The 23,403-nt window shown below is 70.9% G+C and carries 19 protein-coding genes; 14 read left to right on the top strand and 5 right to left on the bottom strand.

Annotated features, from left to right (window positions below; all coding sequences use genetic code 11):
• Positions 1-17 precede the first annotated feature (17 nt).
• The 5 genes from FKO37_RS37675 to FKO37_RS37655 all read left to right on the top strand — a co-directional run bounded on the left by FKO37_RS37675 (position 18) and on the right by FKO37_RS37655 (position 6,255).
• Complete coding sequence (locus FKO37_RS37675; RefSeq protein WP_134731237.1) at positions 18-920, top strand: acyl-CoA thioesterase II; 903 nt, start codon at positions 18-20, stop codon at positions 918-920.
• 439 nt (positions 921-1,359) lie between these two features.
• A complete protein-coding gene (locus FKO37_RS37670; RefSeq protein ID WP_037809879.1) occupies positions 1,360-2,259 on the top strand; it encodes a helix-turn-helix transcriptional regulator in 900 nt (299 codons plus the stop codon).
• 13 nt (positions 2,260-2,272) lie between these two features.
• On the top strand, positions 2,273-2,470 hold the full coding sequence (locus tag FKO37_RS37665; RefSeq protein WP_037809881.1) for a DUF397 domain-containing protein: 198 nt from the start codon (positions 2,273-2,275) through the stop codon (positions 2,468-2,470).
• Between the two features lie 184 nt (positions 2,471-2,654).
• The gene (locus FKO37_RS37660) at positions 2,655-2,861 is read left to right on the top strand and encodes a hypothetical protein (RefSeq protein WP_043829145.1); all 207 of its coding nucleotides are present in this window, start codon (positions 2,655-2,657) and stop codon (positions 2,859-2,861) included.
• A 382-nt stretch (positions 2,862-3,243) separates the two neighbouring features.
• On the top strand, positions 3,244-6,255 hold the full coding sequence (locus tag FKO37_RS37655; protein WP_238607571.1) for a LuxR family transcriptional regulator: 3,012 nt from the start codon (positions 3,244-3,246) through the stop codon (positions 6,253-6,255).
• Between the two features lie 269 nt (positions 6,256-6,524).
• On the opposite strand, the gene FKO37_RS37650 is transcribed toward FKO37_RS37655, so the two are convergent.
• Together FKO37_RS37650 and FKO37_RS37645 are read right to left on the bottom strand one after the other, a co-directional pair.
• Positions 6,525-8,135, bottom strand: a complete 1,611-nt coding sequence (locus FKO37_RS37650; RefSeq protein ID WP_238607570.1) for a succinic semialdehyde dehydrogenase — start codon at positions 8,133-8,135, stop codon at positions 6,525-6,527.
• 67 nt (positions 8,136-8,202) lie between these two features.
• A complete protein-coding gene (locus tag FKO37_RS37645) occupies positions 8,203-8,811 on the bottom strand; it encodes a TetR/AcrR family transcriptional regulator (protein ID WP_037809889.1) in 609 nt (202 codons plus the stop codon).
• A gap of 98 nt (positions 8,812-8,909) precedes the next feature.
• Here FKO37_RS37645 and FKO37_RS37640 point away from each other — a divergent pair, with 98 nt between their 5' ends.
• The gene (locus FKO37_RS37640) at positions 8,910-10,061 is read left to right on the top strand and encodes an acyl-CoA dehydrogenase family protein (protein ID WP_037809891.1); all 1,152 of its coding nucleotides are present in this window, start codon (positions 8,910-8,912) and stop codon (positions 10,059-10,061) included.
• A 27-nt stretch (positions 10,062-10,088) separates the two neighbouring features.
• The gene (locus FKO37_RS37635; protein WP_037809896.1) at positions 10,089-11,231 is read left to right on the top strand and encodes a CaiB/BaiF CoA-transferase family protein; all 1,143 of its coding nucleotides are present in this window, start codon (positions 10,089-10,091) and stop codon (positions 11,229-11,231) included.
• A gap of 4 nt (positions 11,232-11,235) precedes the next feature.
• Here FKO37_RS37635 and FKO37_RS37630 read toward each other — a convergent pair whose 3' ends face one another.
• Positions 11,236-11,757, bottom strand: coding sequence for a GNAT family N-acetyltransferase (locus FKO37_RS37630; RefSeq protein WP_009075302.1), 522 nt, complete (start codon positions 11,755-11,757; stop codon positions 11,236-11,238).
• A 196-nt stretch (positions 11,758-11,953) separates the two neighbouring features.
• Here FKO37_RS37630 and FKO37_RS37625 point away from each other — a divergent pair, with 196 nt between their 5' ends.
• From FKO37_RS37625 to FKO37_RS37605, 5 genes are all read left to right on the top strand, one after another.
• A complete protein-coding gene (locus FKO37_RS37625) occupies positions 11,954-12,121 on the top strand; it encodes a hypothetical protein (protein WP_162836029.1) in 168 nt (55 codons plus the stop codon).
• A 339-nt stretch (positions 12,122-12,460) separates the two neighbouring features.
• Entirely contained in the window at positions 12,461-12,943 is a 483-nt protein-coding gene (locus FKO37_RS37620) for a hypothetical protein (protein ID WP_037713183.1), read from the top strand.
• Between the two features lie 705 nt (positions 12,944-13,648).
• Positions 13,649-14,581, top strand: coding sequence for a lytic transglycosylase domain-containing protein (locus FKO37_RS37615; protein ID WP_238607569.1), 933 nt, complete (start codon positions 13,649-13,651; stop codon positions 14,579-14,581).
• A 341-nt stretch (positions 14,582-14,922) separates the two neighbouring features.
• The gene (locus FKO37_RS37610) at positions 14,923-15,258 is read left to right on the top strand and encodes a hypothetical protein (RefSeq protein ID WP_238608396.1); all 336 of its coding nucleotides are present in this window, start codon (positions 14,923-14,925) and stop codon (positions 15,256-15,258) included.
• A gap of 26 nt (positions 15,259-15,284) precedes the next feature.
• Positions 15,285-15,635: a DUF3817 domain-containing protein gene (locus FKO37_RS37605; RefSeq protein ID WP_037809898.1), complete on the top strand. Its 351-nt coding sequence runs from the start codon at positions 15,285-15,287 to the stop codon at positions 15,633-15,635.
• 60 nt (positions 15,636-15,695) lie between these two features.
• Here FKO37_RS37605 and FKO37_RS37600 read toward each other — a convergent pair whose 3' ends face one another.
• The gene (locus FKO37_RS37600) at positions 15,696-17,297 is read right to left on the bottom strand and encodes a cation acetate symporter (RefSeq protein WP_134668226.1); all 1,602 of its coding nucleotides are present in this window, start codon (positions 17,295-17,297) and stop codon (positions 15,696-15,698) included.
• Positions 17,294-17,734, bottom strand: coding sequence for a DUF485 domain-containing protein (locus tag FKO37_RS37595; RefSeq protein WP_037809904.1), 441 nt, complete (start codon positions 17,732-17,734; stop codon positions 17,294-17,296). Before FKO37_RS37595 ends, FKO37_RS37600 begins: the two co-directional genes overlap by 4 nt.
• Positions 17,735-18,702: 968 nt before the next feature.
• Between FKO37_RS37595 and FKO37_RS37590 the strand changes: the two genes are divergently transcribed.
• Positions 18,703-22,950, top strand: a complete 4,248-nt coding sequence (locus FKO37_RS37590; protein WP_374204428.1) for a nitrate- and nitrite sensing domain-containing protein — start codon at positions 18,703-18,705, stop codon at positions 22,948-22,950.
• Positions 22,947-23,399 carry a roadblock/LC7 domain-containing protein gene (locus FKO37_RS37585; RefSeq protein ID WP_037809909.1) on the top strand — a complete coding sequence of 151 codons (453 nt, stop codon included), beginning with the start codon at positions 22,947-22,949 and terminating at the stop codon, positions 23,397-23,399. The genes FKO37_RS37590 and FKO37_RS37585 overlap by 4 nt, the downstream gene beginning before the upstream one ends.
• The last annotated feature ends 4 nt before the right edge of the window (positions 23,400-23,403 follow it).

The raw sequence follows: 23,403 nt of genomic DNA, 5'->3' as shown, positions 1-23,403 counted from the left end.
CGCTGTAAATTTTTGGCATGACTGAGATGGCCAGGGAAGCCGCCACCGAACTCGACACGAGCCCCGGTGGCGGCGGGCAGCCCGTGCTGGACAAGCTCGTCGCGCTGCTCGACCTGGAGAAGATCGAAGAGAACATCTACCGCGGCGTTTCGCCCGCGCACTCGTCGGTGCGGGTGTTCGGCGGGCAGGTCGCCGGGCAGGCGCTCGTCGCGGCGGGCCGGACCGTTCCGGAGGAGCGGCGGGTCCATTCGCTGCACGCGTACTTCATCCGCGGCGGCGACCCGAGCGTCCCGATCGTGTACGAAGTGGACCGCATCCGCGACGGCCGTTCGTTCACCACCCGGCGCGTGGTCGCCGTCCAGCACGGCAAGGCGATTTTCTCGCTGTCCGCGTCGTTCCAGAAGGACGAACCGGGCATCGACCACGCCGAGACGATGCCGGCGGACGTGCCCGACCCCGAGTCGCTGCCGACCTTCCCCGAGCTGACCGCGGGCTACGGCCTGCGCTTCAGCGAGATCCCGCGGCCGATCGACATCCGCTACGTCGGCGAGCCGCCGTGGGTCACCCGCACCACCGGCGAACGCCCGACCCACCACCGGGTCTGGATGCGGGCCGACGGCACCCTCGCCGACAACCAGCTGCTGCACGTCTGCGTGCTCACCTACGCCTCGGACATGACCCTGCTCGACTCGGTCCTCGCGCGGCACGGCGTGTACTGGGACGTCGACAAGGTGCTCGGCGCGAGCCTCGACCACGCGCTCTGGTTCCACCGTCCGTTCCGGGCCGACGAGTGGTTCCTCTACGACAGCACCTCGCCGAGCGCCTCGGGCGCCCGCGGGCTGGCCACCGGACGGTTCTTCACCCGCGACGGCCTGCACGTCGCCACCGTGGTCCAAGAAGGACTGCTTCGGGTCCGATAAGGACGGCCGCCCCGGCGATGACCACTCAGAGTGGCTGTCTGCAGAGGAAAACGTCGGAAACCGTCACACTCCCGTGGCGAAATTGCGCGGGAATACCCGTTTGAGTAATGCCGCGAAGCAAAGGAAGGTGCCCGGGACCGGTCGGGGGGCGGCCCCGGACACCGTGGTCGTCCGCTTTACCGCGGTCTCCGCGAATAGCCGAGGACGGCCGTCGTCTACGCTGCTCAGGGCTGTCGGCGCGGCTGGATTCGCGTCTCGGCCCGCAGGATGCCAGAGTACAAGCGCACTCTGCACAATGCAGGTCGGAAGCAGGTCGGAACCGGCGACGGCGGGCTCCCGCCGCGACAGTGGGAATTCGCCGGTGTTATTACTCCACTGACAAGTCGATCACCTGGTTAGATATGCAGTGCGGGCAACAATACGAACCGGAGGTGCTGCCGTGGCGAGAGGCCAGGGACCGACTGTTCGCCGCAGGCGCCTCGCGAGCGAACTGCGGAGGCTGCGCGAAGCCGCCGATCTGACCATCGACGAGGTCGGCGAAAAGCTGGAGTGCTCGGCGTCCAAAGTGAGCCGCATCGAGACCGGCCACGTCGGCGTCACCCCGCGCGACGCGCGCGACATGCTCGCGCTGTACGGCATCACCGGCGACGAGCAGGAAGCGCTCGTCCAGCTCGCGCGCGAAGCACGCAAACGCGGCTGGTGGCACGCGTACAACGAAGTCTTCACCGGCACCTTCGTCGGCCTCGAAGCCGACGCGAGCTCGCTGCGCGCGTTCCAGGCGCTGCTGGTCCCGGGGTTGCTGCAGACCGAGCGCTACGCGTTCTCGGTGATCCGCGCGCTGCGCCCGGACGCCGAAGAGTCCGAGACCCGCCGCCGGGTCGCCGCGCGGATGGCGCGCCAGCAGCTGCTGACCGACGACCCGCCGGTCGAGTACTGGGCGGTGATCGACGAGGCGGTGCTGCACCGCGTGGTCGACAGCCCCGAGGTGATGGCCGAGCAGCTGTACCGGATCACCGCGATGGCGGAAAAGCCGAACGTGACCGTCCAGGTGGTGCCGTTCGGCGCCGGGGCGCACCCTGGCATGGAGGGACCGTTCCTCATCATGGGCTTCCCCGAGCAGGCCGATCCCGACGTGGTCTACGTCGACGACAGCACTTCCAGCGGCCTGTACCTCGAACAGCCCGACGACGTCCGGCGCTACGCGCTGATGTTCGACCACCTGCGCGCAGCAGCGCTGAAACCGGACGATTCGGTGGCGCTGATCACCGACGCGGCCGGCCGGTTCGCCGAACAGGCCGCCGTGGTTCAGGAACCGAGGAACACCGACCCGAGACAGTGAGGATGTGGGGACCATGATGGCCGACCTTTCCGGTGCCCAGTGGCGCAAGAGCAGCTACAGCGGCGGCGGCAACGACTGCGTCGAGGTCGCCTTCGTCGCAGGCGGCGCCGCGGTGCGCGATTCCAAAGACCCGGAAGGCGGGGCGTTCCGGCTTCCCGCCGCCGGCTGGCAGGCGCTCCTGGACGCGGTGCGCGGCCAGGGGCAGGCTTGACCCGTTCGCCCGGCTGATCGCTCAGCTGAGACCCCTTACCCCGCTCGACCTGGACTTCCCCGGTCGAAGCCGCGGGTAAGGGGTCTTTTCGCGTCCCGGTGTAGGCGATCACCCGATGCCCGGGGCGGCCCCTCAGCACGAAAGTGGTCTTCGTCAGACAACGAGACCCGCTGGGGAGAAGAAAATGAGCGACTACAACTGGGACGCCACCCGCGCCGAGGTCGACTACCGGATGACCGAACTGCGCCGCGCCGCCCGCCAGGCCCGCCTGAGCCGGGGCAACCGGGTGGTCCGCTGGGTGCGCACACACCGCATCACGAACGTCGAGGTGCCCCGCCAGGAAAGGCGCACGGCGACGGTACCGGAGGCCAGGGCACGACATAGCGCATGAGCCTCAGGGTGTCGGGGACGGTAAGGGGGTCGGGCGGGGCGGCCGAGCCGGGACGGGGGTTCCGGGGCCGCTCCGCCCGCCGGACGCACCCGGCCCCCGCCCGTGCGAATCTCCCGCAGAGGTCCGTGAAGGACTCCTTGAGGGAATCAGATTCCCTCAAGGAGCCCTTCACGGACTTTCCGCATCGCGTGCCGGGCGCGCCGCCGCGAGGCAACCGGGGTCCCCGCCGGAAACGTGCCGCGGCCCGCGCGCCGATCGGTCCCGGAGCACCGCCCGGACCGGCCCCGGCGACACGGCGGAGCCGCCCATTGGACGGAGATCACGGCCCGAACCGGCCGCCACGAGGAAATCCATGTCGGAACTGTCGGGGGTGTAGGTGAGAATGCATCTCGTGCCTCGTCTCGGTTCCGGTATTCCGCTCGTCGCCCGCACGCAGGAGATGCGGCGGCTGCGCGCGGCCTTCGCGCGCGCTGAACGCGGAGAAGCAGGTGCGGTGCTGATCGCGGGCGACGCCGGGGTCGGCAAGACCCGCCTGCTCACCGCGCTCGGCGAGCACGTCGCGGGCTGCGGCGGGCTCGTGCTCACCGGCCGGTGCATCGACGTGCGCGACGGCGGCCTGCCCTACCTTCCGTTCGCCGAGGCACTGGCTCCGCTCGGGTCGTCGGCCGATCCGGCGGTGTCGGCTGCGGTGCGGGCGCGGTCCGCGCTCGGGATGCTGCTGCCGCAAGGCGATCCGCGGCCCGCCGCCACCGGCGACCACGGACAGGTTTCGGAAGGGGAGCGCGAGGGCGGGCGCCGGGTGCGGCCCGAGCAGGACCTCGGCCAGCTCCAGCTGTTCGACGCGGTGCTCGGGGTGCTGACCGAGGTCGGCCAGGAGCGGCCGGTGGTCGTCCTGCTGGAAGACCTGCACTGGGCGGACTCCTCCACCCGCAACCTGCTGTCCTTCCTGCTCAGCCGCCTGCGCGCGCAGCGGCTGCTGGTGGTCGGCAGCTATCGCGAGGAGGACGTCCACCGCAGGCATCCGTTGCGTGGCCTGCTGTCCGAGCTGGTCCGGCTCAACACCGTGGAACAGCTCTCGCTCGCCCCGTTCGGACCGGCTGACGCACGGGCGTTCGTCGCGGCGCTGGCGGAGGAACCGCTGTCGCCGGACGTCGTCGCGGACATCGCCAAACGGTCCGAGGGCAATCCGTTCTTCGTCGAGGAACTCCTCGCCACCGGCGCCGACTGCCAAGATCTCCCCGCCGGGCTCGCCGAAGTCCTCCTCGCCCGGCTCGAACGCTTCCCGGCCGAGACGCGCCGGGTGCTGCGGGTCATCTCGGTGGCCAACGAATCGGTGTCGCATGCCGCGCTCGCGCAAGTCGCGGGCATCGGCGACCTGGAGCTGGACGAGGCGCTGCGGGAAGCCGTGCAACACCACGTCCTGGTCATCGAGCGCGGTTTCTACACCTTCCGGCACGCCTTGCTGCAGGAGGCGGTCTACGCGGATCTGCTTCCCGGCGAGCGCACGCGGATGCACGCGGGGTATGCCGCGCGGATCAAGTCGATGCCGCAGGGGCGCGGCCACGACGCGAAGCTCGCCTTCCACAGCCTGGAGAGCCGGGACTTCGACACTGCCTTGTCCGCGTTGCTGCGTGCCGCCGACGAAGCGGAAAAGCTCGGCGCGCCGGGCGCTGCGCTGCGGCATATCGAGCAGGCACAGTCCATTTGGGACGCCGTGGCTCCGGAGAATCGTCCGGAAGGCGTGGACGAGCTGAAGCTGCTCAGCGAGGCGTCGTACTTCGCCGGCACGTCAGGCGAGCCGGAGCGCGCGGTCGCGTACGCGCGGTCAGCGACCGAAGCACTCAAGCCGGACGCGTCGCCCGAGCACGCGGCGAAGGTCTGGCGTCGGCTGGCCGAAACGCTGCTCACCCTGGAAGGCACGTTCGACGAGGCGGTTCGGGCGATCGAGCGGGCTTGGGAGCTGGTCGCCGATCGGGAGCCGAGCGGGGCGCGGGCCTGGGTGCTGGCGTCCCGCGCCGGGTTCCAGCGGCTGCTCGACCAGCCGGCCGAGGCGTTGGCCAGCGCGCACACCGCGGTTGCCGACGCACGTGCCGTCGGGGCGGTCGGTGCGGAGGCGTCGGCGCTGGTCACGCTGGGCACGCTGGCGGACGGCGCGGGCGATCCGGTCGAGGCTCGCGAACGGTTGTGCGAGGCCGAACGCAAGGCGCACAACGCCGGTGCGCTGAACGTCGAGATCCGGGCGATGTACTTCCTCGCCCTCAGCTACGACGACCAGGCGGAGATGGATCTGGCGCTCGCCCACGCCGCCCGTGGGGTCGAGCGGGCCGAGGCGGTCGGGCTGACCTGGAGCGCGTACGGGCTGGAGCTGCGTGCCCGGCTCCTGTATTTGCGGTATCTCAGCGGAGATTGGCCGAAGGAGGATGCCGCGGGGCGTGCCCGGCGAGGCGTGTCCAGTGCGGTCGCTGCGCGGATCTTGGCCAACTGGGTCCTGTTCCTGGTGGGGCGCGGGCGATTCGCGGACGCGGCCAAGGCGTTGCCGGGATTGCGGCAGCAGTGGATGGCGGATCCGCAGATCGCCTTGTCGGCGGGCGACGCGGCGATCGAGCTGGCCGCTTGGCGCGGGGAGCATGCCGAGGCGCTGCGGATTACCGACGAATTGGTGTCCTGGCTGGAGAAGGTCGAGACGGCGCTGCTCGGCGGGATCCGGATCGTGGCGCTGGCGATTCCGTCGGCGGCGGCGTTGGCCGCGGAGGCACGCGCCAAGGGGGATCTGGCCGCGGCCGATCGGTTTGTGGCTGTCGGGCGACGGCTGGTGGAGCACGGGCGGCGTTGTGCTGCCGAGGGGCATCCCCGGTCGGGGACTATCGGGCCGGAGGGGCGGGCTTGGCTGGCCCGGATGGAGGCCGCGGCGTCCGGGCTGGAGGGCCCGGCCGATCCGGAGCTGTGGGGTGCGGCGGCCGAGGCTTATTCGTACGGGGCGGTTTACGAACAGGCGGTTTGCCGGTGGCGGCAGGGGGAGGCGTTACTGGCCGCCGGACAGCCGGGGGCGGCGGAGGCGTTGGAGGCGGCGCATTCGGTGGCGGTGAAGCTGGATGCGGTTCCGTTGCGGGATGCGGTGCGGGAGTTGGCGCATCGGGCTCGGGTCGAGTTGGCTGGGGTTGAGGTCGTTCCCGTTGCTCGGGCGCAGGTGAATCCGTTGACTGACCGGGAGCGGGATGTGCTGGAGCGGGTTGCGCTGGGGCGGACTAATCGGCAGGTGGGGGAGGAGTTGTACATCAGCGAGAAGACGGTGAGCGTGCACCTTTCCCGGGTGATGGCGAAGCTGGGGGCCAGTCGGCGGGCTGAGGCTGTGGCTATTGCTTATGACCGGGGGTTGCTTACTGTGCCGGAGTAGCTCGGCGGCTCGTCGCCTGGCGGCGACATTGCCTGCCTTGGTTGCGTGGGGCACCCCGAAGGTTGATTGTGCTGACGGTTCGGGGGTGCTTGTCAAGGCGGGAAAGATGCCTTGACAAGCACCCCCGAACCGCAGGGGAGCTTCGTATCGGGGTGCGGGGGAGGGGCTGGGTGCCTCGCTCGTTGGGTGCACTGGCTGCGGGTGGGTCGGTGGGTCGTGAGGGGAACCCTGAGGGAATCAGAGTCAATGAGGGTGGCCCTCACGAACCCTTAGCGGCCGGGTAGGTGGCGCAGAAGTTTCATGCTTACGGTCATGAAGCGGGCCCACACTGAGCCCGGCACTCCCTTAGGCGGGCGTAGGGCCAGGCCTCGTTGTACTGCGATGGACTGCGCTTCCGTGTACTTCAGCAATCCCTCTGCGCCGTTTCGTCGGCCGGCGCCGGATTCCTTCATGCCGCCCATGGGGACGCCTACTGTTCCGAAGGTTGCTGCGTAACCCTCGTTGACGTTGACCGTGCCTGCTTTCAGGCGGGCGCCTACTTCCCAGCCTGCGCGGCCGTTTTTGGTCCAGACGCTTGCGTTCAAACCGAAGGGGGTGTCGTTTGCTCGTTCGATCGCGTCGTTGACGTCGCTGAATCCGTAGATCGACACCACTGGGCCGAAGGTTTCCGAAGCGAACGGGGTCATTCCGGGGCGTACGTCTGTCAGGACCGTCGGTTCGTAGAACAGCGGGCCCAGGTCTGGGCGGGGGCGTCCGCCGGTCAGGACGCGGGCGCCTTTTGCTCGGGCGTCTTCCACGTGGGCCGTCACGGTTTCCAGTTGGCTCTTCGACGTCAGCGAACCCATTCCGGCGTGGTAATCCAGTGCGCCGCCCAAACGCAATGCTGCTGTGCGGGCCACGAATTCGCGGGTGAACTCCTCGCGGATGCTGTCGTGCACGTAGATCCGCTCCACCGACACGCACAGCTGGCCTGCCGACGAGAAGCACGCCGTGACGGCGCCGGCGGCGGTTTTGGCGATGTCTGCGTCCGGCAAGACGATCATGGGGTTCTTGCCGCCCAGTTCCAGCGAATAGCTGGTGAGCCGTTGCGCGATGCGGCCTGCCAGGTCCTTGCCGGTCGGGGTCGAGCCGGTGAAGCACAGGTAGTCGCATTCTTCCAGCAGAGCATTGCCGATTTGCGAGCCTCGGCCCAGCACGATTTGCCACAGACCGGAGGGCAGACCTGCCTCTTCCGCCAGCTCTTGCAGCCACAGGGCGGACAGCGCGGTCTGGTTGTCCGGTTTCTGCACGACTGCGTTCCCGGCGACGAGCGCGGGGAAGACGTCCATCGCGGTCAGGGCCAGCGGGTAGTTCCAGGGCGAGATGATCCCGACGACGCCCTTGGGGTGCCGCAGTTCGCCTGCTCGCGTCAAGCCCGGGATGACGCCGGGGGCGCGGCGCGGGGAGAGGATTTTCGCGCTGTGCTTGCCGTAGTAAGCCGCCACCAGCACGGTGGCGCTGACCTCGTCGAACGCGTCGATCCGGGCCTTGCCTGCTTCGACCTGGACCAGGTCGAGGACTTCCGCTTGCCGCGCGAGGACCAGGTCGTGCAGTCGCACGAGGAACTGCTGACGGCGGGTCACCGGCAACGCTGCCCACTCGCGTTGCGCGTCGCGGGCAGAGGCGAAGGCGGCGCGTACTTCGGCGTCGTCGGCCTGGGGGAGGGAGGTGATCGGCTGGCCGGTGAAAGGCGCGGTCATCTGCACCGGCGCGTTGTCGGCGCCGCCGGTTACGCGGGCTACGAGTGCGGCCGCGCGGGACGCGGACGGGGCGCCTGCTACGCCGCCGACGGTTGCGGGCAGGGGCTGGCCGGTGAGGTTCGCCGGGGTCGTACTCGTCATCGAGCGCACCTTCTTCCGTGCGGGGCCGGGTGTTACCGACGAGTACACCATACCGGCGGTATGGACACTAGTCGCCCGAGTACAGCAGCACGGCGATCCGCTTCCACTCCTCCAGCAGCTGGCGGCGACGGCGCGGGTCGCCGCCCAGTTCGGCGTCCAGTGCGAGGCCGCGGGTGAGGTTCACGGTGAGCCAGAACAGCATCTCCGCACGTTCTTTCGGCAGGTCGCCCGCGACGTCGCTGATGTGCTCCAGCGTCGCCCGGCCCAGTGCGCGGTCGACCGGCCGGATCGCGGCGCGCAGCTCCGGGTCGGTGCGGGCGGCGACCCACAGCTCGGTGACCGCGGTGGACAGCGTGCCGGAATAGCCCTCCCACAGCAGGTCGATCGCCGCCGCGACGCCGGACGCGCCGCCCGGCAGCGAGCCGAGCGAGGCGGCGAGCTGGGTGCGCAGCTTCGTGGTGAGGTGCTCGACCGCGGCCGCCATCAGCTCCGCCTTCGTGGCGAAGTAATGCTGCACCGCACCCTTCGAGACGCCGGCCCGGGTGCAGATCTCCTGCACCGACGCCCGCGAATACCCGATCTCGACCAGGCAGTCGATCGTCGCGTCCAGCAGTGCGGTGCGCGTCTGCTCGCGGCGTTCGGCCTGGGTGCGGTGTCCCCGGGCGACCTCGGTCATCGCGGCTCCTGCTTTACGTACCGGACGGATGGGATGTACATTCCGGCTAGAACTTACCTGCCAAGCGTCATGTTTTCCAGTCCGCGGGAGGCCAAGCCGTGCCGTTGCAGATCCAGAAGAGCTCGTGGAGCACCACCGAACTCGAAGACCTCCGGGAGCTCGCCCGGTCGTTCCTGCAGAAGGAATTCGTGCCGAACCAGGAGCGCTGGGCGGCGGAGAAGAAGCTCGACCGCGAGATCTGGACCAAGGCGGGCGAACTCGGCCTGCTGTGCCTGTCGATCCCGGAGGAGTACGGCGGGGGCGGCGGCACGTTCGCGCACGAGGCCGTGCTGTACGAGGAGCAGGCCCGGGCCGGGGACAGCGCGTGGGGCGTCACCGTCCACAGTGGAATCGTCGCGCATTACATCCTGGCGTACGCGTCGGAGGAGAAAAAGCGCGAGTGGCTGCCGAAGATGGCCACCGGCGAGATGGTCGGCGCGGTCGCGATGACCGAGCCCGGCACTGGTTCAGACCTTCAGAACATCAAGACCCGCGCGGTCCGCGACGGCGACCACTACGTGATCAACGGCGCGAAAACGTTCATCACCAACGGTTTCCACTCCGACCTCGTCGTGGTCGCGTGCAAGACCGACCCGGACGCCGGCGCGCAGGGCGTCTCGCTGATCGTGGTCGAGACCGACACCCCGGGCTTCCGCCGCGGCCGCGTGCTCGACAAGGTCGGGCTCAAGGGGCAGGACACCGCCGAGCTGTTCTTCGACGACGTCCGCGTGCCCGCCGCGAACCTGCTCGGCGACGCCGAGGGCCAGGGCTTCATCCAGCTGATGCTGCAGCTGCCGCAGGAACGGCTGATCATCGCGGTGACCGCGGTGGCCGGGCTGGAAGCCGCGGTGAACCTGACCATCGACTACACCAAGGAACGCACCGCGTTCGGCCGCCCGATCTTCAACTTCCAGAACACGAAGTTCAAGCTCGCCGAGGCGGCGACGGAAGCCGCGGTGTCGCGCGCGTTCCTCGACCAGTGCATCGAACGGCACCTGCGCGGCGAACTCGACGTGCAGGGCGCGGCGATGGCGAAGCTGTGGACGACCGAGCGGGTGAACAAGGTCGTGGACGACTGCCTGCAGCTGTTCGGCGGCTACGGCTACATGACCGAGTACCCGATCGCGCGCGCCTGGGCCGACGTGCGGATCTCGCGGATCTTCGGCGGCACCAGCGAGATCATGAAGGAAATCATCTCCCGCACGCTCTGAAATCCGTTGCAGCGAAAGGACTTCTCCGTGAAACAGGGTCCGCTCGCCGGGCTGCGGGTGGTGGAGCTGGCCGGACTGGCGCCGGCTCCGTTCGCCTGCATGATCCTGGCCGACCTCGGCGCCGACGTGATCCGCGTCGACCGCGCCACCCCGGGCGCCGACGTGCTCGGCATCCCGAACGACCCGCTCGCCCGCGGCAGGCGGTCGGTCGGGGTGAACACGAAAACGCCCGAGGGCGTCGAGCTCGTGCTGAAGCTGGCCGAGCGCGCCGACGTGCTGATCGAAGGCTTCCGGCCGGGCGTCGCGGAACGGATGGGCATCGGCCCGGAGCAGGTGCACGCCCGCAATCCGCGGCTCGTCTACGGCCGGATGACCGGCTGGGGCCAGGACGGTCCGCTCGCGTCGGCGGCCGGGCACGACATCAACTACATCAGCGTCGCCGGTGCGCTCGACCCGATCGGCCGCGCGGGCGAACGTCCGGTGCCGCCGCTCAACCTGGTCGGCGACTTCGGCGGAGGTGGTCTCATGCTCGCGATGGGCGTGCTGGCCGCGCTGCACGAGCGCACGACGTCCGGACGCGGCCAAGTCGTGGACGCGTCGATGGTGGAAGGCGCGGCGCTGTTGACCACGAGCCTGCACGGGATGCGCGCGGCGGGCGTGTGGCCGGGCGAGCGCGGCGAGAACCTCCTCGACGGCGGCGCCCCGTTCTACGACACCTACGAGACCGCGGACGGCAAGTACGTCGCCGTCGGCGCGATCGAGATGCGGTTCTGGGGCGACCTCGTCAAGGTGCTCGGGCTGGAGAACGAAGACCTGCCGATGCACGTCGACCAGAGCCAGTGGCCGCGGCTGCGCAAGATCCTGGCCGAGGCGGTCGGCCGGTTCACGCGCGACGAACTGGTCGCGCGGGCGGAAGGCACCGACGCGTGCCTCACCGCGGTCCTGTCGCCGTGGGAAGCGGCCGAGCATCCGCAGAACGCGGCGCGCGGGACGTTCGTGGACATCGGCGGCACGGTGCAGCCCGCTCCGGCGCCGCGGTTCGACCGGACGCCCGCGGCCACGCCGGAAGCACCGCACGAGAAGGGCTCGGACACCGCGGAGGTGCTGGCGGAGCTGGGTTACGACGACGCGGGTGTCGCGGCGTTGAAGGAGGCCGGAGCGATCGCCTGACCGCTCACGACGGCAGATCGGACCGGATCACCGAGTAGAGGATGTGATCGCGCCACTGCCCGTCGCGGAAATCGAACCCGCGCAGGATCCCCTCGCGGGTGAACCCGGCCTTCTCCAGCGAACGCTGGCCGGCCCGGTTGCCGACCTCGGTGCTGGCCTCGACGCGGTTGAACTGCGTGTGCGCGAACAGGTAGCGCACGAGCTGCCGCTGCGCCTGCGCGCCGAGGCCGTGCCCGCGCGCCTCCGGAAGCAGGACCATGCCGATGTTCCAGCAGTAGGTGTGCGGGCCGGTCCGCGTGCGATGCCACGAAACGAGCCCGAGCGGGCGTTCGTCGAGCGTGGGGACGAGCATGCCGTTGTCGGTGGTCAGCATGCCGTTCTCGCGCCAGAGCCGCCGGACGTAGCCGGGGTCGTGCCAGCCGAACCACTGGTGCTCGCCGACCGTCTCCGGGTCGTTGGTCAGGGCCTCCAGCAGACCGAGGTCGGACTCGCGCACCGGGCGGAGAGTCACTGGGCCGTCGTCCATCGCCGGAGCGTACCGGGGGCGCTCGCCGGGCCCGGGCCACCCGATGGTGACCGGGGTCACCCGGCCGTGAGCTTTCTGGCTGGATCGGGGCCTGCGACGGGCCATTCCGGCGTGCCGTCACTACAGTGGGAGCCGACTCTGCCGAGGCGGGGCCGGCGTCCGACCGGGCGCCGGGGGAGCGGAGGGGAACGAAACCATGTCGAGCGGCCTGAAGAAGATCGTCGTCGTCGGAGTGGTCGCGCTCGTGCTGTTCTTCCTGATCACGCAGCCCACCAACTCCGCGGCCTTCGTGCACCGCGTGCTCGGCTGGCTCAAGGACGGCGCCGAAGCGATCGTCACGTTCTTCAAGAGCCTCTTCGCCTGACCCCGGTTTCCCGCTCGCCGGACCGCCCTCGCGCGCCCGTCCGGCCACTTAGTCACGCTTTGTCACCGGATCCCGGGATTCGGGCACTTCGCTCGACCATCCGGGTGGATTGGCCCGTAAAACCGCCTGGTCACCGAATTTCCGGGGTCCGGGGTATGGCGGAGAAAGCGGGTGCCGCCCTACGGTGCTCACATTGCGTGATCAGCCGGTTCTCCGGTCCCCCGGGAGCCGGGTCACGGCGGGTTTTCGGCCCGGTCACGCGTGGGGAGCCAATCGTGGACGCGCAACGGGGCAGGCGGTCGAAATGCCTGCCCGTCGGGGAGCGATGAGGAGGCAGGGATGACCGGAGATCCCGGAGTGGACGCGTTGATCCGGCAGTGGTCGGCCGAGCGCGAGAAGACCCCTGAGGAGCAGGAGGTCGATCGCATCGCCTCGGCCTGGCTGGCCGACGCGCCGGCCGCTCCGCCCGGCATCCCCGGCCAGCGCGCCCGGTCCGGACCCGCCCGCTGGGCCCCGGTCGAGGCCGCCGACCCCGGCTACCTCGACGCGATGCGCGCCCGGCTGCCGGAGGTCCCGGAAGAACTGCTCGTCGCCGCCGCGGGCTGGTGGCAGATGGTCGGCGACGTCGCCGAAGCGCAGCAGTGGTGGGACGCCGGGATCAGCCCGCTGGACCAGCGAGCCCTCGACTACCGGGCGGCCGGTCTCGCACCGTCCGACCTCGCGCGGCGGCTCGGCCCGATGACGGTGCTGCAGCACCTCCGCCGGGGCAGCGCGCCCGCGTGGTGCGTCGCGCGGCTGGCGCGGCAGCAGAAGCCTGCCTGACCGTTCGTTCCGCGTGGTTCTCGCGGGGCGAAGTGCCTGAACGTCCGTTCCGTGCGGCTTGCGCGGGCGGATGTGGCTGATCGTTCGTTCCGCGGTTCGTGCGGGAGGAAGCGGGCGGTCGTTCGTTCCGTGCGGTTCGTGCGGGTGGATGTGGCTGATGGTTCGTTCCGTGCGGCTCGTGCGGGAGGGCGTGGCTGGTCGTTCGTCCGTGCGGCTCGCGCAGCAGGAAGCGCCTCATAGTTCGTTCCATCCGGCTCGCGCCGGAAGAAGTGCCTGATTGTTCGTCCCGCGGTTCGTGCGGGAAGAAGCCTGTTTGACAGCTGTGTTGCCTGGTCGGCGAATCGGCCAGGCAACACGGCGAAGCGCCCGTCGCGGTGCGGTGGAAAGCACTCCTTGCCGGGAGCGCCGGAAGCCGCATGCGGCGGACGTTTTTGTTTGGCGGTGCCGCACCGCGGCGAAGCCCGCCTGGCGCGTCCGGTCGGCGAAGCCCGACGGCAGCCGTTCCGACTGAACCCCGCCTCGACGTGGGGCTTAGCTTCGGCCAACCCCGCCTCGGCAGCGGGCTGGTGAGTGTTTGTGCGGCGTGAACCGTCCACCTGACGGAACCGGGTTACCCGGCCGGGTGAACCGGCGTGGCGGGGGCCATGGCGATGCGTGCGTAACGCTAACCTGCGCGGGCTCGTTGTGTGTTGCGAACCCCAAGCCATGCTGGAGGACCGGAGTTTCGTGCCCGCCACCGGACAGACCCCCGACACCGAGCGGACCGGGGACGAGACCGCGGCTCCCGCTGCCGCCCCGTCGCCCGCCCGTCGCGGTCATGGCGCCGCGCTCGCGGTGCGGCTTGCCGTCGTCGTCGCGGTGCTCGCCGTCGCGGGCGGCGGGGTCTGGATCGTCACCAGGGCGACCGCCCCGGAAGCCAGCCCGACCACGACGGACATCCCGGCGCTGAGCGTCAAGGCGGTCGACGTCAAACCCGGTTCGATCGCGCCGGTCAACGCCGTCGTCGCGGGCGGGGCGGCGGACCAGGGCACCGCGCCGCAGTCGGCGCGCCCGACCGGCGGCGACCCGCTGCAGGCCTGGGCGGACAAGGTCGCGCCCGCCACCGGCATCCCGGCGCGGGCAGTGCGCGCGTACGGCAACGCGGAGCTCGCGATGCGCGAGGTCGACCGCGGCTGCCACATCTCCTGGGCGACGCTCGCCGGCATCGGCCGCATCGAGTCCAACCACGGCCAGTACGGCGGGGCGGTCCTCGGCGCGGACGGCCGCCCGTCGAAGCCGATCATCGGCGTCCCGCTCGACGGTTCCTCCGGGGTCCGCGCGATCGGCGACACCGACGGCGGCCAGCTCGACGGCGACCCGGTCGCGGACCGCGCGGTCGGCCCGATGCAGTTCATCCCGGGCACCTGGCGGAAGTGGGCGTCGGACGCCACCGGCGACGGCCGCGCCGACCCGCAGCAGATCGACGACGCCGCCCTCACCGCCGCCCGCTACCTGTGCGCGGGCGGCCGCGACATGGCCAGCCCGGCGGGCTGGTGGTCGGGGATCCTGTCGTACAACAACTCGACGGAGTACGCGCAGAAGGTCTTCGGCCTGGCGGACGGCTATGCGAAGGCAGCGCAGAAGGTGCAAGCGGGCTGACGCCCGGGTCTGCCTCCCGTTACCGGTCGGTGAGGGGCTCCTTCACGGACTTGGATTCCCCCAAGGGGTCCTTCACGGACCACGTCCGCCACAGTCCGGCATGCGCCTCGATGCCGCGCTGGGGTGTTTGCCCGGATCGAGCTGCCGGGTCTTTCCAGCGCGACGGGGTGCCGGAGCGGCGAGTCAGCGGCCGGCCACCCGGCGAATCCGGCCGCGAACGCCGGATGGGGCCCCGGTCACGACCTCGCCGCCTCTCAGCAACGTCGTCCCCGGCCAGTGCTAGCGTCGATACCGTGCCCGCAGATCCCGGCCCGGCCGCGTCCCCGCTCGGGCGCCGGCTCATGATCGTCGCCACGAGCCTCGTGAGCCTGGCGTTGTGCTGCGGGCTGGCCTGGTGGCAGTGGGACCGGTTCACGTCCGCCACCGGCACCTTCCAGAACCTCGGCTACGTGCTGCAATGGCCGCTTTTCGGGCTCTTCCCCGCGTTCATGTTCTGGCGCATCAAGAAGCTGCGCGAACGCGAAGAGGAAGCCGCCGGCCAGCCCGAACCGCCTGCTCCGGCCCCGGTCCGCGTGCCCGCGCCGCGACCGGCCGCGGCTCCCGTCGAAGAAGACGACGAACTCGCCGCCTACAACCGCTACCTGCGCGAGCTCAACGCCCGCGACCAGCAGTCCTGAACGCCCGCGGAAATGAGGACGCTCCCATGACGACCAGCACCGACGGTGCCGCCCCCGCTCGCCAGTCGAAGGTGTCCGGCTCGCTGACCCGGTTCCGGGCCAGCGCGTACGTGACCGGTGTCGGCCTGCTCGCGCTCTGCGCCACCATGATCATCGAGTACGGCTTCGGCAACGCCACGCCGGCGCAGGTGTACTCGCCGATCCACGGCGTGCTCTACATGATCTACCTGGTGCTCACCATCGACCTCGCGATCAAGGCCCGCTGGTCGATCAAGAGCACCGTCCTGGTGCTGCTGGCCGGGTGCGTCCCGTTCGTGTCGTTCGTCGTCGAGCGCCGGGTGACGCACCGGGTGCAGGCCGGGCGCGACGTCTTCTGAGCACCGAAAAAACCGCGGCGCCCGGAAATCCGGACGCCGCGGTTTTCTTGTGCCAGGGGATCAGGAGCCGAAGCCGACACCGGTCAGGGACCGGACCTCCATCTCCGCGTGCTTGGCCGGATCGCTCTTCGACCGGCCGACGAACGTGCCGATCGCGCCGCACAGGAACGACACCGGGATCGACACCAGGCCCGGGTTCTTCAGCGGGAACCAGTGGAAGTCGACGCTCGGGAAGATCGAGTCCGAGGCTCCCGACACCACCGGCGAGAACAGCACCAGCACGACGCAGGCGATGAGCCCGCCGTAGATGCTCCACAGCGTCCCGGTGGTGTTGAACCGTTTCCAGAACAGCGAGTACAGCAGGGTCGACAGGTTCGCCGACGCCGCCACCGCGAGCGCGAGCGCCACGAGGAACGCGATGTTCTGGCCGTTGGCGAGGATGCCGCCGAGGATGGCGAGCACGCCGATCACGACCGCGGTCAGCCGGGCGACCCGGACCTCGTCCTCCGGCTCCGCCTTGCCGCGCTTCATGACGTTCGCGTAGACGTCGTGCGCGAACGAGGCGGACGCGGTCAGCGTCAGCCCGGCCACCACGGCGAGGATCGTCGCGAACGCGACCGCCGAGATGACGCCGAGCAGCACCGTCCCGCCCACGTGCAGGGCCAGCAGCGGCGCGGCCGAGTTCTCGCCGCCGGGCGCGGCCTTGATCTCGTCCGGGCCGACGATCGCCGCCGCGCCGAAGCCGATCACCAGCGTGCACAGGTAGAACACGAACATGCACGCGGTCGCCCACACCACCGAGCGGCGCGCCTCGCGGGCGTTCGGCACGGTGTAGAAGCGCATCAGCACGTGCGGCAGCGAGGCGACGCCGAGCACCAGCGCCAGCGACAGCGACACGAAGTCGAGCTTCGTGGTGCCGTCCTTGCCGTAGGAGCCGCCGGGGGAGAGCAGGTCCTTGCCCATCGGGCTGCGGTCGGCGGCCGCGCGCAGCAGGCTCGAGAAGTTGAAGCCGTACTTGCCCATCAGGAACACCGTGATCAGCGACGCCGCGGTGAGCAGGATGGTGGCCTTGATGATCTGGACCCAGGTGGTGCCCTTCATGCCGCCGAGCAGCACGTAGGAGATCATCACCAGCCCGACCACGGTGATCACCACCGCCTGGCCCCACTTGGAGTGGACGTCCAGCAGCAGCGCGACCAGGCCGCCCGCGCCCGCCATCTGCGCGAGCATGTAGAAGAAGGAGATCACCAGCGTCGACGTGGCCGACGCGGCGCGCACCGGGCGCTGCTTCATCCGGAAGCTGAGCACGTCGCCCATGGTGAAGCGGCCGGTGTTGCGCAGCAGTTCCGCGAGCAGCAGCAGGTCGACGAGCCACGCGACGAGGAAGCCGATGGAGTAGAGGAAGCCGTCGTAGCCGTTCATCGCGATCGCGCCCGCGATGCCGAGGAACGACGCCGCGGACAGGAAGTCGCCGGACAGCGCGACGCCGTTCTGCCTTCCGGTGAAAGCGCTGTCGGCGGTGTAGTAGCCCGACGTCGACGAGCGGCGGTTCCCCGCGCGGTACACCACGTAGAGGGTGATCGCGACGAACAGCGCGAACACCCCGGTGTTGATCAGCGGGTTGCTCTCCGAAGCTCCTTCGGCGAGCGAAACGGTGGTCACTGGGGCGTTCCTTCCGTGACAGGGGCGGCCTGCGCTCGGATCTCGGCGGCGCGCGGGTCCATCTCGCGGTCGGCGAAGCGGACGTACAGCGCGGTGATGACCGCGGTGGTGAGGAACTGGCCGAGGCCGAGCAGCATGCCGACGTTGACCAGGCCGAAGACCGGCGTGCTCATGAACTCGCCCGCGTAGGCGGCGAGCACGACGTAGACCAGGTACCAGACGAAGAACCCGATGCTCATCGGGAACACGAACCGGCGGAAGCGGCTGCGCAGCGCGCGGAACTGGGGGCTGCGCTGGATCTGCTCGTAGTCCGGGCCGCGCTTGCGGCGCCTGCCGCGCGGTGCGGCGTCGCCTCCTTCGCGGTCGAACAGCGCGGGCATCTGACCGGTGTCCTCGGCCGCGGAGGCCGGTCCGGTGGTGCGCGCGACGTTGTGCATGGCTGCCTCCGGCAACTTGCGCGGTGGAAGGCGGCGGGCATCGTTCGAGAAAGCGCCCGGATCGCCCTTGCGGACTGGGAGGCGGCCATAGTAACGACGGCGCCGGAACGCGGAAAAAGCCGGTTCGCGAGGGCACCGGAAATTCCTTTTCGCCCGGGAAATAGCGCGGAACGGCGCGTCCGGGCAGATCACAGGCTGATCACTCGGAATAGTGAGCACCGATGTCACGGGGAGTCGCCGGTGCCGGTCCGGGTTGCGGCAGACGGCGGAGTGACGGGCCGGTCAAGATCCATTACGGTGACCGGTCGTAGCCGCCGGGCGGGGCGGCCGCTCCGTTTCGGCGGGCAGGTGGCCGGCCGGGCGGGGATTCCCAGGCAGGGAAGGGAGGCTGGCAAAAATCACCGGGTCGGGCGGCGCGTCGCTGCATCTCCACAACATCGGGTTCAACTTCCGGGTGCACCCACCCGATGGGGGCACGGAGCGTAGTCCCATCGAGGGTGTTGCTTACCCTGTGTGGGCTAATCGGGTGACGGCCGGACGCCGAGGCCGAGAGCGCCGGGTAACCGGAATTCCCGCGCCGGGCGGCCGGGTGCGAATCCGTGGCTCCGAGTTTCCGAGTTTTGACTATTTTCCCAGGTCAGCCCCCCGATGCGGAACGCAATAACGCAGGCGGCGATTGGTGTACGATTCTTTGGCCCCAGCCGCCCGCAGCGATCGATAGGCGCAGACAAGTTGATCTCGACCACCGCCGTGCAGTCCGCAAGTTGCGTCGTGCACGTGCATAGTCCCGGGAAGCCGATCGTCTCCCGGACCGGTGAAGGATCGACCCGGTCGTGCCCGCCCCCGGTCGGACGCGCGGGCAGGCGGACCGCGGGACTCCGCGCCGGGAGCGCGCTGCGCACCGGGAGCACGGAGGACCGAGGGGACCGCCGACGGGCCGCCACGACGCCGGACAGGGAGTCACTTTCGTGACCGTTGCAGGAGAAGGCCAAGTGCCTGTGGAAAAGCTGCTCGGCCGCCCGCCCAAGCGGCCGCGCTGGTCGTCGGGCTGGCGGGCGGCGTTGCGCTGGCGGGACTGGAGCCTGCCGGTCAAGCTGTCGGCGGTCACGATCGTCCCCATCGTGCTCGCGCTCGTCCTCGGCATCACCGCCATCGCGGGCCAGGTCTCGCGCTCGAGCGACTACCAGCGGATCGACCGGCTCGTCGCGCTGAGCACCCAGCTGCGCGCGCTCACCGACGGGCTTCAGCGCGAACGCACCCAGACCGCCGCCCAGCTGATCGCGGGCACCTCGGGCGTCACCCCGGAACTGAAGGCCGCCCGCGCGGCCACCGACGCCGCGGTCGCGCCGTTCACCGAGGCGGCCGCCCGGGTCGGGGCCGACGGTTCGAGCGTGTCCGGCGCGGTGAACTCGGCGAACGCGCAGGTCAACGAGATCGCGGTGATCCGCCAGCAGGTCGGGGCCGGCCTGCTGAACGCGGCCGAGGCGGTCGGCGACTACAACGCCGTCACCAGCGCGCTGATCGGAGCCGACACCGCGGTGTCGGCGGGCGCGAGCGCCGACGCGCTCGGCAGCACCCCGAGCGCGCTGCACGACCTCGAAGCGGCCAAGGAACAGGTGTCGGTCACCCAGTCCCTGGTGGGCTACGGCATCTCCGCGGGCACGCTGACCCCGCAGCAGCTGAGCGACGTGCGCGACGCGGAACTGCGGTTCGACGACCGCGTCGCCGACTTCAACGCCGCCGCCACCGCGCCGCAGCGCCTCGACTTCGAGAGCACGATCAAGCCGGACACTTCCTACGACCGCAAGCGGATGCTCGGCACCGTGCTCGGCGGTCAGGGCGTCTCGACCGACGACGCGCTCAAGCGGATTTCGGCGCAGGAGTGGAACAACGCCTCGAACGCGGTGACCTCGCAGCTGTCCGAGGTCTCCGGCCGGATGAGCACCGACCTCACCGCCGCGTCGTCCCAGCTGGTCGAGGACGCGGGCAGCAGCGCCGGTCTGCTCGCCGTGCTGCTGTTCGCGGCGCTCGCCGCGGCCGCCGCGGTCGTGTTCGTCATCGCCCGCCAGCTGCTGCGCTCGCTGAAGGTCCTGCGACGGTCCGCATTGGACGTCGCGGAGAAGGACCTGCCCGAGGCGGTCCGCAACATCCAGGAGGGCCGCGCGCAGAGCGTCGAGGTCGAACCGGTGCCGGTCCAGGTGCAGGACGAGGTCGGCGAGGTCGCGCGGGCGTTCGAGAAGGTGCACAGCCAGGCGCTGAAGCTGGCGACCGAACAGGCCGCCATGCGCGCCGGCTACTCCAGCGTGTTCGTCAACCTGTCGCGGCGCAGCCAGAGCCTCGTGCAGCGGCAGCTGCAGCTGATCGAGCGGCTGGAGCGCGACGAGGAGGACGCCGACCAGCTCGCCACGCTGTTCCAGCTCGACCACCTCGCCACCCGGATGCGGCGCAACAACGAGAACCTGATGGTCCTCTCCGGCGCCGAGCCGGGCCGCCGTTCCGGCCAGCCGGTCGCCACGCACGACGTGCTGCGCGCCGCGGTGTCGGAAATCGAGCAGTACCAACGGGTTTCGGTGCAGCACCCGCCCGCGGTGAAGATCGTCGGGTTCGCCGCGAGCGACGTCCAGCGGCTCATCGCGGAGCTGCTGGACAACGCGACCGCGTTCTCCGCGCCGGAAACGCAGGTGACGGTCGCGACGCGGCTCGCCGAGGACGGTTCGCTCAACGTCGACATCCTCGACAAGGGCATCGGCATGAACGAGTACGAGGTGGTGGAGGCCAACGGCCGGCTCACCGACTCGGGCTCGGTCGACCTCGCGACCTCGCGCCGGATGGGCCTGTTCGTGGTCGGCCGCCTCGCCGGCCGCCACCGCATCGGCGTTTCGCTGCACGGCGGCAAGGACATCGTCGGCGTGCGGGCCACCGTGGTGGTGCCGCCGGAGCTGGTGATGACCGGACTGGCCACGGTGCCCGGCGACCGGGGCGAGCCCGGTCAGCTGCCCGGGCCCAAGGCAAGCCTCGCCGCCCCGCCCGCCGCTCCCGGCGGACTGCCCCGGCGCCAGCGTCCGGCTTCCAACGGTTCGGCCGTGCCGGGTCTCGTTCCGCAGCAGGGCAGCAACTCCGAGGAAACGCAGCGCTGGCCCTCGGCGGGCGACCTCGCCGGGTTCTCCGGGGACAAGGTCGCGCGTCCGCCGTCCGACCTCGAGGTGTCCGGGACCGCGCTGTTCAGCCCGATCCCGCGCGACGACGACACGCCCGCCCCGCCGCCGCCCGCGCCGAAGCTGCCGCAGACCGTCGACGTCCCGCCGCCGCGTCCGGAGCCCGAACCGGAACCGGCCGCGGAAACCCGCGACGAGCGCGACGGCGAACTGCCCTCGGGCAAGGACCTGTTCTCCGCGGCCAACGCGACGACGCTGAGCGACTGGTGGAACCAGGCCGCGCAGCAGGTGCCGGAGGTCCCGCCGCCGTCCGCGGCGGAGACGACGATCGAGAACACGCCGATCTTCGACGAGATGCTGTCGGCCTGGTTCCGTTCGCCCGCGCAGCCGCCGCCCGCGGCCGCCTCCCCGGCGGCTTCGCCCGCGTCCGGCACAGCCGCCGCGGAGCCGGAGGCGGATTCCGATCAGCAGCAGCGCAATTGGGATTTCGCGAGCGACGAAAACTGGCGGACGGTGCAGGCACTGTCCCAAGTGGAGCCGACCGCGTTCACCAAGTCGGGCCTGCCCCGGCGCCGTCGCGGCGAGCAGCTCATGCCGGGCAGCGCCACGCCGGAACCGGCGGCTCCCGCGGCCGAAACGCAGGGCAGCGACCTCCCGGTCCGCGACCCCGCGGACGTGCGGGGACGGCTGAACAGCTTCCAGCGCGGCGTCACGCGCGGCCGTCAGGAAGTCCGCGGGACCGCGCCGGAAACCACTGGCGCCGCAGCGGATTCCCCGGCCGCGGACGCCTCCAGCGCTACGACGGCGCCCTCGCCCGAGCGGGCCCGCGCCCACGACGCGGCGGTCCGGCGGCGGCAGACGGTCGCGGGTGCGTTCGGCGTTCCCGCCGAGCAGAACCGGCCCGGCGGGATGCCGCAGCGCACCCCGGGTTCGACCGCCCCGTTCGGCGCGACGGACGCGCCCGCCGGCTTCGGCACCCGGCCCGCGGACGCGGACTCGCCGGACGAGACGGCTCCCGTCCCGGCCGTGCCCCCGGCGTTCGACCCGGACGGCGGCTGGCCGCGCCAGGAGCCCGCCGCGCGCACGGAACTGCCCGCGCCGCAACCGGATCGGACCGTCCGGCCGGACAAGCCGGACAGCCTGCCGACCCGCCGCAAGGGCGCGAGCAGCCTCCCGCCGCCTCCGCCGACCGCCGACCCGAACCAGGTCCCGGCCGCTGTGGCCGGGCTCGAGGCCGCGGTCTCCGGCACCGGGCAGACTCCTGCTTCGCAGGCGGCGCAGGCTTCGGCCAACGGCCAGACCGCGGCGCCGGAGAAGACGGACAGCCCGGCTTCGGCGAACGGACAGGCTTCCGCGCCTGCCGAGTCCCCGAGCACGGAGCAGACCTCCTTGTGGGGCAAGCCCGCCGAGAACCCGGGCCAGGCTTCGCCGCTGACGACGTGGCGCGCCGCGCAGCCTCCGGCCGCGGCGCCGAGGCAGCAGGCGGAGAAGGCGGAACAGTCCGGCACGACGGCGGACCCGACTTCGGCTCCGGCGGCTTCGGCCTCGGCGCAGGGACTGGCCGGGGGACTGGGGCAGACCCGGGTGCCCGGGCAGAACGTGCCGGGCGAGCCCGCGACGCCGGGGCAGCAGACCGGGTTGTGGGATCAGCCGCTGGTGCCGGGACAGGCTCCGTCGCGGCAGTCCTCCGCCGGGCAGGACGCCCCGCAGACCCCCGCCGAGCCCGCCGGTTCGGACGGGTCGGCCAGCCCCTCCACGACTCCTGCCGAAGGCGCCGCTGAGTGGAACTTCGGTTCCGACGAAGGGTGGCGGACGGTCCAGTCGGTGTCCCAGTCGACACCCGCTTCCTTCACTTCGGCAGGATTGCCTCGGCGCCGCCGAGGAGAACAGCTTCTTCCCGGCAGCGCACCGCCGCCCGCCGGGTCGGCGAGCCCCCGTCCGTCCCGCGATGCGCACGACGTGCGCGGTCGCCTGAGCAGTTTCCAGCAGGGGATCCAGCGCGGCAGGCACCGCACCGCGCAGGCCGCTGAGAAGAACCACGAAACATTGGAGGGTGAATGACCTCGCCGAATGCGGCCCAGCCGCAGCAGAACCAGTTCGGCTGGCTGGTGAACGACTTCGCCGACCGCGTCCCGGGCGTCGCGCACGCGGTCGTCGTGTCGGCCGACGGTCTCCTGCTGACGGCCTCCAACCGGCTGCCGCTCGACCGCGCCGACCAGCTCGCCGCCGTGGCGTCCGGGCTCGTCAGCCTCACCCAGGGGGCCGCCCGCTGTTTCGAGGCGGGCTCGGTGCGCGAGACCGTGGTCGAGATGGAGCTCGGCATCATGGTGCTGATGTCCATCAGCGACGGCTCCTGCCTGGCGATCCTCGCCGCGCCCAACTGCGACATCGGGCAGGTCGCCTACGAGATGACGATGCTCGTCGACCGCGTCGGCCAGATCCTGACCCCGGAGCTGCGCGCGCAGCTGCAGGGCGCCGGGGGCTCGCTGATCGGCGAACCGGTGGGATGATGGC

The organism is Amycolatopsis sp. Poz14 (genome assembly GCF_006704225.1).
Classification (GTDB): domain Bacteria; phylum Actinomycetota; class Actinomycetes; order Mycobacteriales; family Pseudonocardiaceae; genus Amycolatopsis; species Amycolatopsis nivea.
The sequence above is the reverse complement of the archived record's forward strand: the minus strand, read 5'-3'. Positions and strand labels throughout refer to the sequence as shown.

Bases quoted from the DNA above. Each gene is read 5' to 3' on its own strand.
- FKO37_RS37665 (WP_037809881.1), top strand. From the start codon at position 2,273: ATGATGGCCGACCTTTCCGGTGCCCAGTGGCGCAAGAGCAGCTACAGC.
- FKO37_RS37620 (WP_037713183.1), top strand. From the start codon at position 12,461: ATGACCGGAGATCCCGGAGTGGACGCGTTGATCCGGCAGTGGTCGGCC.
- FKO37_RS37655 (WP_238607571.1), top strand. From the start codon at position 3,244: ATGCATCTCGTGCCTCGTCTCGGTTCCGGTATTCCGCTCGTCGCCCGC.
- FKO37_RS37610 (WP_238608396.1), top strand. From the start codon at position 14,923: ATGATCGTCGCCACGAGCCTCGTGAGCCTGGCGTTGTGCTGCGGGCTG.
- FKO37_RS37630 (WP_009075302.1), bottom strand. From the start codon at position 11,757: ATGGACGACGGCCCAGTGACTCTCCGCCCGGTGCGCGAGTCCGACCTC.
- FKO37_RS37645 (WP_037809889.1), bottom strand. From the start codon at position 8,811: ATGACCGAGGTCGCCCGGGGACACCGCACCCAGGCCGAACGCCGCGAG.
- FKO37_RS37595 (WP_037809904.1), bottom strand. From the start codon at position 17,734: ATGCACAACGTCGCGCGCACCACCGGACCGGCCTCCGCGGCCGAGGAC.
- FKO37_RS37585 (WP_037809909.1), top strand. From the start codon at position 22,947: ATGACCTCGCCGAATGCGGCCCAGCCGCAGCAGAACCAGTTCGGCTGG.
- FKO37_RS37675 (WP_134731237.1), top strand. From the start codon at position 18: ATGACTGAGATGGCCAGGGAAGCCGCCACCGAACTCGACACGAGCCCC.
- FKO37_RS37660 (WP_043829145.1), top strand. From the start codon at position 2,655: ATGAGCGACTACAACTGGGACGCCACCCGCGCCGAGGTCGACTACCGG.
- FKO37_RS37625 (WP_162836029.1), top strand. From the start codon at position 11,954: ATGTCGAGCGGCCTGAAGAAGATCGTCGTCGTCGGAGTGGTCGCGCTC.
- FKO37_RS37605 (WP_037809898.1), top strand. From the start codon at position 15,285: ATGACGACCAGCACCGACGGTGCCGCCCCCGCTCGCCAGTCGAAGGTG.
- FKO37_RS37650 (WP_238607570.1), bottom strand. From the start codon at position 8,135: ATGACGAGTACGACCCCGGCGAACCTCACCGGCCAGCCCCTGCCCGCA.
- FKO37_RS37615 (WP_238607569.1), top strand. From the start codon at position 13,649: ATGCTGGAGGACCGGAGTTTCGTGCCCGCCACCGGACAGACCCCCGAC.